The organism is Citrobacter sp. CFNIH10 (assembly GCF_002934585.1).
In the GTDB taxonomy this organism is placed as follows: Bacteria; Pseudomonadota; Gammaproteobacteria; order Enterobacterales; family Enterobacteriaceae; genus Citrobacter_A; species Citrobacter_A amalonaticus.
Window position 1 is genome coordinate 3,475,976 of the sequence record NZ_CP026216.1, and the last position, 12,581, is coordinate 3,488,556.

9 protein-coding genes are annotated in these 12,581 nt (G+C 54.3%); 4 read left to right on the top strand and 5 right to left on the bottom strand.

Annotated elements, in window-relative coordinates; genetic code table 11:
• Window positions 1–12 precede the first annotated feature (12 nt).
• The 3 genes from ycfP (at window position 13) to C2U53_RS20585 (ending at window position 2,830) form a co-directional block, all read left to right on the top strand.
• Window positions 13–555 (top strand): alpha/beta hydrolase YcfP, encoded by a 543-nt coding sequence (ycfP, locus tag C2U53_RS20570; protein ID WP_043000970.1) that lies wholly within the window; start codon window positions 13–15, stop codon window positions 553–555.
• 245 nt (window positions 556–800) lie between these two features.
• Window positions 801–2,105 carry an NADH-quinone dehydrogenase gene (gene ndh / locus C2U53_RS20580; RefSeq protein ID WP_104446386.1) on the top strand — a complete coding sequence of 435 codons (1,305 nt, stop codon included), beginning with the start codon at window positions 801–803 and terminating at the stop codon, window positions 2,103–2,105.
• A 185-nt stretch (window positions 2,106–2,290) separates the two neighbouring features.
• Window positions 2,291–2,830, top strand: coding sequence for a glycine zipper 2TM domain-containing protein (locus C2U53_RS20585; RefSeq protein WP_043000968.1), 540 nt, complete (start codon window positions 2,291–2,293; stop codon window positions 2,828–2,830).
• Window positions 2,831–2,888: 58 nt separating this feature from the next.
• On the opposite strand, the gene C2U53_RS20590 is transcribed toward C2U53_RS20585, so the two are convergent.
• Window positions 2,889–5,075: a TonB-dependent siderophore receptor gene (locus C2U53_RS20590; RefSeq protein ID WP_044327002.1), complete on the bottom strand. Its 2,187-nt coding sequence runs from the start codon at window positions 5,073–5,075 to the stop codon at window positions 2,889–2,891.
• Window positions 5,076–5,305: 230 nt separating this feature from the next.
• Complete coding sequence (gene comR / locus C2U53_RS20595) at window positions 5,306–5,941, bottom strand: TetR family copper-responsive transcriptional repressor ComR (protein WP_090049936.1); 636 nt, start codon at window positions 5,939–5,941, stop codon at window positions 5,306–5,308.
• Window positions 5,942–6,184: 243 nt separating this feature from the next.
• On the opposite strand from comR, the gene bhsA reads away from it, so the two are divergent.
• Complete coding sequence (bhsA, locus tag C2U53_RS20600) at window positions 6,185–6,442, top strand: multiple stress resistance protein BhsA (protein ID WP_043001950.1); 258 nt, start codon at window positions 6,185–6,187, stop codon at window positions 6,440–6,442.
• A 96-nt stretch (window positions 6,443–6,538) separates the two neighbouring features.
• Here bhsA and C2U53_RS20605 read toward each other — a convergent pair whose 3' ends face one another.
• The 3 genes from C2U53_RS20605 to C2U53_RS20615 form a co-directional block, all read right to left on the bottom strand.
• A complete protein-coding gene (locus tag C2U53_RS20605) occupies window positions 6,539–7,504 on the bottom strand; it encodes a L,D-transpeptidase family protein (protein WP_044254958.1) in 966 nt (321 codons plus the stop codon).
• A 199-nt stretch (window positions 7,505–7,703) separates the two neighbouring features.
• Window positions 7,704–11,150, bottom strand: a complete 3,447-nt coding sequence (gene mfd / locus C2U53_RS20610; protein ID WP_043000965.1) for a transcription-repair coupling factor — start codon at window positions 11,148–11,150, stop codon at window positions 7,704–7,706.
• A 109-nt stretch (window positions 11,151–11,259) separates the two neighbouring features.
• Entirely contained in the window at window positions 11,260–12,333 is a 1,074-nt protein-coding gene (locus C2U53_RS20615; protein ID WP_043000964.1) for an acyltransferase family protein, read from the bottom strand.
• Window positions 12,334–12,581 lie beyond the last annotated feature (248 nt).

Below are 12,581 nucleotides of genomic sequence, written 5' to 3' on the forward strand. Positions count from 1 at the left end.
GGTGAGGATGCGATGATTATCTATTTACACGGTTTCGACTCTAACAGTCCGGGAAACCACGAAAAAGTCTTGCAGCTGCAGTTTATCGACCCGGACGTCAGACTGATAAGCTACAGCACGCGTCATCCGAAACATGACATGCAGCATCTGCTGAAAGAAGTGGACAAAATGTTGCAGCTTAATGTTGATGAGCGACCGTTGATTTGCGGCGTTGGCCTCGGCGGCTACTGGGCAGAACGCATTGGTTTTCTCTGCGATGTTCGCCAGGTGGTGTTTAATCCGAACCTGTTTCCGTATGAGAACATGGAAGGCAAGATCGATCGTCCGGAAGAGTATGCCGATATCGCCACTAAGTGCGTGACCAACTTCCGTGAGAAGAATCGCGATCGTTGCCTGGTTATTCTCTCGCGTCATGACGAAGCCCTGAACAGCCAACGGTCGTCAGAAGAGCTCCACCATTTCTATGAGATCGTGTGGGACGAAGAGCAGACACATAAGTTTAAGAATATTTCGCCGCACTTGCAGCGCATCAAAGCGTTTAAGACCCTGGGTTGACCCCTTGTCTGTCAGAATTGTCGAATTAAGCCAGCCTTCGGGCTGGTTTTTTTTGCCTGTTTTTCTGGCGTTGTCTATCTTTTCAGCAGCAAAACTTGATACACATCAATTTTGGTATGACCAATGCACCGCATGTGTTATTCTCACTCTCGAAGGACATTTTCATTGTCGTAACTTGTTGTTAATTAAAGGCTATGTTTATAACGTTTAATTAACAATTGGTTAATCATTTTAAGGGGGTCACGTTGACTACACCATTGAAAAAGATCGTGATTGTCGGCGGGGGAGCTGGCGGGCTGGAAATGGCGACGCAGTTGGGACACAAGCTGGGTCGCAAGAAAAAAGCGAAAATTACGCTGGTTGACAGAAACCACAGCCACCTGTGGAAACCCTTGCTGCACGAAGTGGCGACCGGTTCGCTGGATGAAGGCGTGGACGCGCTGAGCTATCTGGCGCATGCCCGTAACCATGGCTTCCAGTTCCAGTTGGGCTCGGTGATGAACATCGATCGCGAAGCGAAAACCATCACTATCGCAGAACTGCGCGATGAGAAAGGTGAGCTGCTGGTGCCTGAACGCAAAATTGCCTATGACACGCTGGTGATGGCGCTGGGTAGCACCTCCAACGACTTCAACACGCCGGGCGTGAAAGAACACTGTATCTTCCTGGATAACCCGCATCAGGCGCGTCGTTTCCACCAGGAAATGCTGAACCTGTTCCTGAAGTATTCCGCCAATCTGGGCGCGAACGGTAAGGTGAATATTGCGATTGTCGGTGGCGGCGCGACGGGCGTAGAACTGTCGGCAGAATTGCATAACGCAGTGAAACAGCTTCACAGCTACGGCTACAAAGGACTGACCAACGACGCGCTGAACGTGACGCTGGTGGAAGCCGGTGAACGTATTCTGCCTGCACTGCCACCGCGTATTTCTTCGGCGGCGCATAACGAATTAACGAAACTCGGCGTTCGCGTACTGACCCAGACGATGGTGACCAGCGCGGATGCGGGCGGCCTGCACACTAAAGACGGTGAATATATTGAAGCCGATCTGATGGTCTGGGCGGCGGGCATCAAAGCGCCGGACTTTATGAAAGAGATTGGCGGTCTGGAGACCAACCGGATTAACCAACTGGTGGTCGAACCGACGTTGCAAACCACCCGCGATCCTGATGTTTACGCGATTGGCGACTGTGCTTCCTGTGCGCGTCCGGAAGGGGGCTTTGTGCCGCCACGTGCTCAGGCTGCGCATCAGATGGCGACCTGTGCGATGAACAATATTCTGGCACAGATGAACGGTAAGTCGCTGAAAGCGTATCAGTACAAAGACCACGGCTCGCTGGTGTCGCTCTCCAACTTCTCGACCGTCGGCAGTCTGATGGGCAATCTGACCAAAGGGTCGATGATGGTGGAAGGGCGTATTGCTCGTTTCGTCTACATCTCACTGTACCGTATGCACCAGATCGCACTGCACGGCTATTTTAAAACCGGTCTGATGATGCTGGTGGGCAGCATTAACCGTGTGATCCGCCCGCGTCTGAAACTGCATTAATCCCGCCTGACTCAGCATCGCCCGTTGGCGGTGCTGAGTGCCTTCTCCGTTCTGCCTCTTCCTTCAGAGTTCTCTGAATCATCCTGTTTTAACGACGACCAACGATATTTTCATCCGCAGTCTGATGGGCTTCTTATTGCATTGGTTGCAAAATTGTAACCAATAGCAAAGAAGGAGGATCTCCCGTGAATAAATCGATGTTGGCGGGTATAGGGATTGGCGTAGCTGCTGCGCTGGGTGTGGCGGCGGTTGCCAGTCTTAACGTGTTTGATCGTGGCCCACAGTATGCTCAGGTGGTTTCTGCAACACCTATCAAAGAGACGATTAAGACGCCGCGGCAGGAGTGTCGCAACGTGACGGTGACGCATCGCAAGCCTGTCCAGGATGAGAACCGCATTACCGGTTCAGTGCTGGGGGCGGTTGCTGGTGGCGTGATTGGTCATCAGTTCGGCGGCGGACGAGGTAAGGATGTGGCAACGGTGGTCGGGGCGTTGGGGGGCGGTTACGCCGGTAACCAGATCCAGGGCTCGATGCAGGAAAACGACACCTATACGTCCACGCAGCAGCGCTGTAAAACCGTCTATGACAAGTCGGAAAAAATGCTTGGTTACGATGTCACCTATAAGATTGGCGACCAGCAGGGCAAGATTCGCATGGACAAAGATCCCGGCACACAGATCCCGCTGGATAATAACGGCCAGCTGATTCTGAATAACAACGCGTAAAAAAGCGGTACTCTGTAAGTTAGCCCCTCATTCGCTCAGGCTGAGGGGCTTTTTTTTATCAGAAAGTTAAGGCGTAGTTCAGACCAAAGGTACGACCCCGGCCCTTATATTCGTACAGCGATGGACTGCCATAGGTTGGGCTGTACAGCAATGGCGCGCGCTGTCCCCACAGGGTGGTGTAATCTTCATCCAGCAGGTTTTCAATGCTGAAGGTCAGTTTGCCCAGCGGGAGTTGATAGCTGCCAATAAAGTCCACGGTGTTATAGCCATCCAGCTTGTTGCCGCTGGCATCGGTGAGATCAAACGACTGTTGGGTCTGAACCCGCAGCGACCACGGCTCGGGCGCCCAGCCGACCCAGGCGGTGGCTTTGGACGGCGACGCGAGCGTTACGTCCCATTTTTCCCATTTTCCGTTCTTTTTCACTTCAGATTTCAGGACGTTAAAGTTCGCACCGAGACTCCAGTCAGTGTCAGGGATGAAGTAATCCGCCGCGCCTTCCACACCGTAAATCCGGCGATCGTCAGGTTCCACGCGGATCGTCATATCGCTGCGGTTAATCACAATCGACTTATCGGACGTCGAATAGTACGCCGCCAGCTGGGTACGCAGATTATCGCCGGTATAACGCCAGCCCAGCTCATACGAATTGACCTTGATCCCTTCAAGACGCGAATCCGCCACGTTCACGCTGCGCTGGAGCTGATAATGATCGCCCACCAACTGGTAAGTGCCGTTGCCGTAGTATTTCCCGGGATCCGGTAGCTCAACGCCCTGGGAGAAGTTAAACCATGTCTGCTGGCGTTCGGTGAGATGCGCCAACAGCCCGGCATTGAACAAGAAATTGTCGTAATCGGTTTTGCCGCCAGGGATAGCATCGGCTGAACTTGCTAAACCGTTGGCAATCCCCTGTTGTTGCGCGTAACCCACGAAATCATCAACCCGGTTTTCTGTCCATTGATAGCGCACGCCACCGCTCAGAGTGAAGATGTCGTTAATGTCGTAACTGCTTTGCAGGAACGGAGCGAAGTTGGTGATGCTGTAACCGGGATAACGTCCGGTCGTGTAGGCCGTGCGATTGTCCATCCCGCCTGACGGCACAGACCAGGCCAGATCGAAGAACTTCTGGTTGGAGTCGAAGGTTTCATGATCCGCATCGACGCCCCACGTCAGCTCCCAGTTGTCCATCAACTGACTGTTGAGAGTGATTTTGGCGCCGAACTGGTCGGTATCCTGCTGCGACGCCGAGAAGCTGGTCACCTGACCTTTGCTGAGCGTCGGGAAGGGGTAGAACTTTAGCGACTCGTCGCGGTAATAGATTTGGCTGACCAGATTCTGGCCGAAGAAGTCCGCGTCAGAGTATTGCAGGCTGATCAGATGGCGCTCCGTCCCCGGAATACGGTCTGAACTCAGTCCGCTGCGTGTGCTGGCGGTGCCGCTACCGGTAACGGCGGACATGTTTTCGCCCAGGTATAACCCGTAATCTTCATCGCCCTGACTCTTGTAGTACTGGGTGACCAACTGTATCTGGCGGTTGTCATCGATATCGAGGGTGCCGGTCCCCATTACGTCCAGACGATCGGAGTGCTGCAGGCCGGTTTGCGTGTTGTCGAGCATCAGGGCATCACCGTTACCGTCGTACCAGCCGCCAAAGCGCTGATAGGCTACGGACAGTCGACCAGACGCGCGATCCGTTCCACCGCTGACCGCAGCGGCAACGCGCTCGTCGTGATCGTTGCTGTTGTTAAAACCCGATTTGCTGCCCAGTTCAAGGTCAACCTGGCGGTCCGGCTGGCCTTTTTTGGTCACAACGTTGATTAAGCCGCCGGTACTGCCGCCGCCATATAGCGAGGTTGCGCCTGAAATGACCTCAATGTGGGCGATGTTAAAGGGATCGATAGAATCCAGCTGACGACTGTCGGTACGTGAAGAATTCAGGCGTACGCCGTCGATCAGCACGACAATCGCACGACCACGCATGTTCATTCCGTAGTTGGTACGTCCCTGGCTGCTTACATCGATGCCCGGAATCAGTTGCGCCAACACGTCTTTGAACTCTTTGCCGCCCTGAACCTGTTGCTCAATCTCCTGGCCTTCAATGACCCAGGTGGTCTGTGCCATCTCGGCGACAGTTTTCTGGCTACGGTTAGCGCTGACGATGAGGTTTTCTTCTTCTGTTTGCGCCGCCGCAGCGGGCAGAGTCAGGGCTAACAGGACAGGGTTGAGAACCCAAAGACGCTTATTCATTCGCATTCCTTTCTGAAAATATCTGTGCAGGTGAAGGTTTTCACCGGTCGTAGCCGGCTGTTACATTGTGAAACAGATACAAAATCAAATGCGAATATTGCTGATAATAATTGTTATTATCAATGTTTTTTTACAAAAAAGTGAACCTAACTCAGTGATAACATTAGTTATTATGCGGGAATCATGGTGTGGAAGGACCGGGAAATGACGTTTCCCGGTCAACAAAGCGATCAGGTCTTCAGCAGTTCAGGCCACAGGCGTAGGGTAGTGTGGGTGATTTGCTGCAGCTTGTCGAAACTGGCGCCTTCCCGGGCGCTGATGGACATCCCCTGCAAAATGCAGCTCAGATACTCGGCAAGATGTTGCACATTGCAGTGCGCCGGGATCTCGCCGCGTTCCTGCCGTTGACGAAGAAATTGCGTCAGGGTTTGTTCCTGCATGGCGTGACGTGATTTCACCGTATGCGCAATATCGCGTGACGCGGCGGCAAGCGTCGCGGAGGTATTAATCATAAAGCAGCCAGCGGGGGTGTCTTTGCTGGTGAAACAGGTTGCCACTGCGGTGAAGTAATCCTCCAGTGCCGCTTCAACGCTTTTCTCTTCGCAGAATAACTGCGCTTCATGTTTTGCCGCGAAGCGGGCGATGTATCTGTCCAGCACCGCGCGGAACAGACCCTCTTTATTGGTGAATTCCGCATACAGCGTTGGCGCTTTCGCACCCGTCGCTTCAACAAGGTCAGAAAGCGATGTTGCTTCATAACCGTGCTGCCAGAAGAGTGTCATGGCCTTATCAAGCGCGGCTTCCCTGTCGAACACTTTTGGTCGGCCACGGCTTTTTTTAACACAACCTGTCGATTCAGTTGTCATGATGCCGTTGTACCTTAATGGGCTTAGTGAGCAACCATTATAAAAATAAACCCGCACAGGCTCCAGCGCATTCGTGAGAAAAAGTTTTTCTGCTTAGTTGTATGAAAGATAAGTGCTTTTGTTTTTATATAACGATCGTTATAAAAAATGAGTTGACGTGTGACCTGGATCACATCTATCATTTATCTATCGATCGTTAAGTAAATGCTTACGACGCCCAATCATCTGCAAAAGGTCACTATTATGAAAAACGTAAAAACCCTCATCGCTGCTGCTGTTCTGAGTTCACTGTCATTCGCAAGCTTCGCGGCTGTAGAAGTTCAGTCCACGCCTGCCGGTCAGCAAAAAGTCGGCACCATCTCTGCAAATGCAGGGACTAACCTGAGTTCATTGCAGGACGAACTGGCGCAGAAAGCGGATGCCATGGGGGCGAAATCATTCCGCATTACTTCTGTAACGGGTCCAAACAACCTGCACGGTACCGCGGTAATTTATAAATAACCATTAACCCTCATTGATGCCTGCTGCTGCAAAATAACGTGATAAAAAAAGCCCCGCTGATTGTATTTCAGCGGGGCTTTTTCATGTCCGGAATCGTTACATCGACTGCTGATCCACCTCGCGATGGCGTCGGACATCGACCGGCATACCGGAACGAACGTCCATCACATGCTGCATCACCGCCGCGTCCGTCTGTGCGGAATCTTTAAACGATTGCAGAGTGCTGTTCAATACGATAGGCAGAACCTGCGGGTCATCATCTATATTTTTCGACAGCGGCTGGTGGACTTCGACCAGCCGCGTCCCGTCCGGCTCAACCGAGGCTTTGATCGGGGTATTGATGATATTCACTTTGGTGCCCGGTGTAACCTGTCTGAACAGGGTCTCAATATCGCCATCACGCAGGCGGATACAGCCAGAACTGACGCGCATGCCGATACCGAAATCAGCGTTGGTGCCATGCAGCAGATAGACGCCACCATACGCCGCTAAGCGAATGGCATGGTGTCCCATCGGGTTATCCGGTCCGGCAGGCACCACCGCCGGAAGGATAATTCCTTGCGCTTTATAGCGGGCACGGATATTCGCCGTCGGCGTCCAGGTTGGGTTGGCGCGCTTGTCGGAGACTGTCGTGACCATCGTTGGAGTCAGGGTATCACCGCCCAACTGGCCAATGCCGATAGGGTAGACGGTGACCGAATTTTTCCCCGGATGGTAGTAGTAGAGACGCAGTTCAGCCAGGTTGATAACAATGCCTTCACGCGGAGCATCCGGTAGCAGCGTCTGCAAGGGGATGGTCAGCACGCTGCCCGCGCGGGGAACGTAGGGATCCACGCCGGGATTCGCCTGCAACAGCGCGAGAAAACCGACGTTATATTTTTTCGCGATGGCTTCCAGCGAACCTCCGTTATTTTCAACAACGTGGTACTTATTTTCCCCAACCAGTTTGCTGCCAGGCGGAGGAAGAGGCCAGGTATTCGCCTGTGCGGGAAGCGCAAGCGTAATGCTGGCGGCGAGCGCAAAAAAGGCCAGCCAGCGGGAAAGTCGCATCTTGTTCATTATCATCACAAATCAAAGGGTTATTATGCCAGAAGAATCCAATAATAATTATGGCGGGGCGGCGTGTCTTTAAATGCAAGGGAAGTGCAAAGAGTTGTAAAGATCGCGGAACCTTGCCTGATAGCGCGGCGCTTATCAGGCCTACGGCCAGGAATCGATGTGTAGGCCGGATAAGGCGCAACCGCCATCCGGCACCACTCAATCACGCTACGGCGTTTTCTTCCAGTTGCTGCATAAACTGACGCACCCAGTCCATCCGCGTTTTCCGCTCGGTCAGATCCTGGATGAACTTCAGTCGGGTCGGCCCGTCAAGACGGAAGTGCTGCGGCTGTTTTTGCAGCAGTCCAATCAGCCAGCCTGGGTTAACATGGTTCTTCTCGGCGAATTCGATAGTGCCGCCTTTCTCATTGCCTTCCAGTTTGCGGATACCCAGCTTCTGCGCCTGTTGACGCAAGCGGGCGATATCCAGCAGGGTACGCGCCGGATCGGGCAGCAGACCGAAGCGGTCGATCAGCTCCACTTTGATCTCTTCCAGTTCATTCTCGCTCTTCGCGCTGGCGATACGCTTGTAGAACGACAGGCGGGTATTCACGTCCGGGATGTAATCGTCCGGCAGCAGCGACGGCATACGCAGTTCGACCTCAGTTTGCTGGCTGGTGAGATCTTCCAGCGATGGCTCGCGTCCGGCCTTCAGGGCATCGACGGCGTTTTCCAGCAGCTCCATATACAGCGAGAAGCCGATGGTTTCCATCGAACCGCTCTGTTCTTCCCCGAGCAGTTCACCTGCGCCGCGGATCTCCAGATCGTGAGTCGCCAGCGCAAAGCCCGCCCCCAGGTCTTCCAGCGAGGCAATCGCTTCCAGGCGTTTTTGCGCGTCGGTGGTCATCGCTTTGGGATGCGGCGTCAGCAGCCAGGCATACGCCTGATGGTGTGAACGTCCTACGCGGCCGCGCAACTGGTGTAACTGTGCCAGACCGAAATGATCCGCACGCTCGATAATAATCGTGTTGGCGGTCGGGATATCAATCCCGGTTTCGATAATGGTGGTACAGACCAGCACGTTAAAACGCTGATGGTGGAAGTCGTTCATCACGCGTTCCAGTTCGCGTTCGCGCATCTGCCCATGACCAATGGCAATTCGCGCCTCCGGCACCAGCTCCGCCAGCCTGTCGGCGGCTTTCTGGATGTTCTCGACATCATTATAAAGATAGTAGACCTGCCCGCCGCGCAGCACTTCGCGCAGAATTGCCTCACGGACCACCAGTGCATCGTACTCGCGAACAAACGTTTTCACCGCCAGACGCCGCGCTGGCGGCGTGGCGATAATCGACAGATCGCGCATGCCGCTCATGGCCATGTTCAGCGTACGCGGGATTGGCGTGGCGGTCAGCGTCAGAATGTCCACATCGGCGCGCATCGCTTTGATCCGCTCTTTATGCCGCACGCCGAAGCGGTGCTCTTCATCGACGATCAGTAGCCCCAGATCTTTCAGTTTCACATCGCTTTGCAGCAGTTTATGCGTACCGATCAGAATATCAATTTTCCCTTCGGCAACCTGTTCCAGGATCTGCGCCTGTTCTTTGGCGCTACGGAAGCGGGAAAGCATTTCGATGCGCACCGGCCAGTTGGCAAAACGGTCGCGGAAATTATCAAAGTGTTGCTGGGCGAGCAGAGTGGTTGGCACCAGCACCGCCACCTGCTTGTGGTTTTCGACCGCGAGAAACGCGGCGCGCATCGCCACTTCGGTTTTACCAAATCCAACGTCACCACACACCAGGCGGTCCATCGCCAGCGGCTGACACATGTCGCTAAGTACTGCGTTAATCGCCTGCGCCTGGTCGGGGGTGGTTTCAAAGGGGAAACCGTCGCAGAACAGTTGATACTGCTCGCGATCGTGTTTGAAGGCGAAGCCCTCTTTTGCCGCGCGCTGGGCGTAGATGTCCAACAACTCGGCTGCCACGTCGCGCACTTTCTCTGCCGCTTTTTGTCGCGCGCGTGACCAGGCGTCGCCGCCGAGTTTATGCAGCGGTGCGTTCTCTTCTGCGCCTCCGGCGTAACGGCTGATCAGATGCAAAGAGGAGACCGGGACGTACAGTTTGGCGTCATTAGCGTAGGTGAGCATCAGATATTCACCTTTGATCCCGCCCGCTTCCAGCGTGGTCATCCCGGCATAGCGTCCAACGCCGTGCTCCAGATGCACCACGGGTTGACCCGGATGCAACTCTGCCAGGTTGCGGATCAGCGTATCCGGGTTAATCGTGCGGCGCGAATCCTGACGACGGCGCGCCACGCGCTCGCCCAGCAGGTCGCTTTCACAAATGAGTGCCAGATGGCGCGTCGTATCGATAAACCCGTGCTCGGCAGCGCCAATCATCAGGTAGCGTCCAGCCTCCGTCGCTTCATCCAGACGCATAATGCGCTTCGGCGCGACTTTGATTCTGGCGAGCAGTTCACCCAGAGATTCACGGCGGCCTTCACTCTCAACCGAGAAAATCACCGGCCCGTTGAAGGTCTCGAGGAATTTGCGCAGCGCATCCAGTGGTGATTTTTGCTGCGCCTGAACCGCGAGATCCGGTAGCGACTGGAAGCCTAAGTTGGTATTAGCCGCCTTGGCGGGAAGGTGGTCGGTTTTGAGCTGCACGCGCGGCCAGCGTTTGAGTTCAGAAAAGAGCTCATCGACACGCAACCAGAGGGACTCCGGTGGCAGCAGCGGACGCATCGGATCCACGCCACGGTTTTCGAAACGCGCCAGCGTATCGGCCTGGAAACGCTCGGCGCTGTTTTCTAAATCGCCAGTATTGACCACCAGCGTATTGGCCGGGAAATAGCTAAACAGCGGCGGCAGCGGCTCGCTGAAAAACAGCGGCTGCCAGTATTCGATCCCAGCCGGCAAAGTGCCTTTGCTGACCTGTTGATAAATATGCTCTGCGTCGCGCTTCACCTCGAAGGTATCGCGCCACTGGCTGCGAAACAGTTCGATCGCCGTTTTGTCGGTTGGGAACTCGTGGGCGGGCAGCAGATTGATGGCGTCGACTTCTTCCAGCGTGCGCTGGGTGTCCGCGTCAAACAGGCGCAGACTGTCAATTTCATCGTCGAAGAAATCCAGACGATAGGGCTGTTCGCTGCCCATAGGGTACAAATCCAGCAGCGCGCCGCGGGTAGCGTATTCGCCATGTTCCATGACCTGATCAACGTGCCGGTAACCAGCGCTGTCGAGCTGTAAACGCAGGGCATCGCGCGATAAACGCTGGCCTTTTTTCATCACCAGCGCATGACCGTGCAGATAGCTGTGCGGGCAGACGCGCTGCATCAGGGTATTGACCGGGACGATCAGCACGCCGCGCTGCATCGACGGCAACTGATACAGCGTGGAGAGACGTGAGGAGATAATTTCCTGATGCGGGGAGAAACTGTCGTAGGGCAGTGTTTCCCAGTCCGCGAGGCTCATGACCATCTGATCGGTAAACTGACGGATTTCATCATGCAGGCGCAGCGCGTTTTGCATATCGGGCGCCACGAGCACGACGGGACCATCATGACGTTCGGCAATTTCCGCCACCAGTGTGGCGCAGGCAGCCCCGGTCAGTTCACCTAACAGGCGCTGATCGCCCGCTTTCACGGGCAGCGTGTAACGTTGTTGTTCAGGCATTCGGTTGTCAGAATCTCTTTTAGGTAGTCGTCTGATAAGCAATGCCCTTTATTATCCGTGATCGCTCCTCATTAGCAAATTGAATCGCCCTCACCGGAGGGCGAAAAGTTTAGCGGGAATAGCTAACGGTTTGCGGACGAGAAGGGGGAGAGAAGAGGATATCGCCGAACAGGTCCTGCGACACTTTACGCATGGCAAGACCCAACAGCGTGCACACCAACAGACTGGCAAACGGATAGACCAACAACAGGGCCAGTTCCAGTTCGGGGGACCAGACGGCGGCATTGATTTGCGGGATCAGCAGCAGGCTGAACGCCTCGACCAGAATGCGATGCGTAGTATAAATCGCGATAGTATTCGAACCGATCACGTTAAGCAGACTGGATTCACGCATACCGAAGCGCTGCTCATACTGATAGAACAGCTTCATGATCAGCACAATAGAGACCAACGACAGCAGCAATGAGACGTTAAACAGCCATGCGGCGATAGCCAGCACGAAGGCAGCTGCGCAGGGCAGCGCATATCGGCGCAACGGCACTTCTTTAATCCCTGCCATCAGCGGGACGCCAAACCAGGCACCGAGGCTGTAATACGGCAGGTTGCGGATCACACTGTTCATTCCCCACCACGGGGTGGCAGCAAAGTTGACCGTCACGCTCAGTACAACAAACAGGGCGAACAGCGGCACGGCCCAGCGGCTGAACACTTTACAGACTATGAAATAGACAATGAGCGCATACAGATACCACAGGCTGGTGCTGGCAGTCAGCATGCCGTGAAGGAACTGGCTAACGGAACTGGCGTAAGCGGCGTTGGACGCATGAAGCAGATCGCGTGACGGCGCCAGCCAGTTGTTCAGGGCGTTGAGCGCCAGCCACTGGACCACACCCCACAGCGCCAGCACCCAGAAAATACTCCAGATTCGCTTATTAACGCTTTCTTTCCAGCTCACGCTGTCGATGTAGCGGCGAATCAAAAAGCCCGAGATAAAGAAAAATACCGGCATGCGAAACGGGGCGAGATAGAGATTAAAGTAAACCCAGCATTTCGACAGCAGCTGTGAAAGGGGCAACTGGAAGTGGGTCAGATGCGGGTAAAAGGTGATGACTGAGTGATAGATGACGACCAGACAGATACATAACCCTTTGATTTGATTAATCCATAGTTCTTTCTTTTTCATCAGGACAGCGCGCTCGCGTTATTCAACATAGCCTGTGATCCTGCGGGGTGACTCTGGCGCTGTAATGCGTAACATTCTGTTTTTGATTTTTTTAAGAAAAGGATCAGGGTCAGCGAGGACGGTATCCTGCGCTTGTCACGCGGTGGATCCCTTTCATCTGTGTACTGACGAACACTTACGGTTCAGGCGTTTACCCATGCGGCTTTCGCTTATATACTCGTGACTTTGCTAACAGCAACCAGACGGAT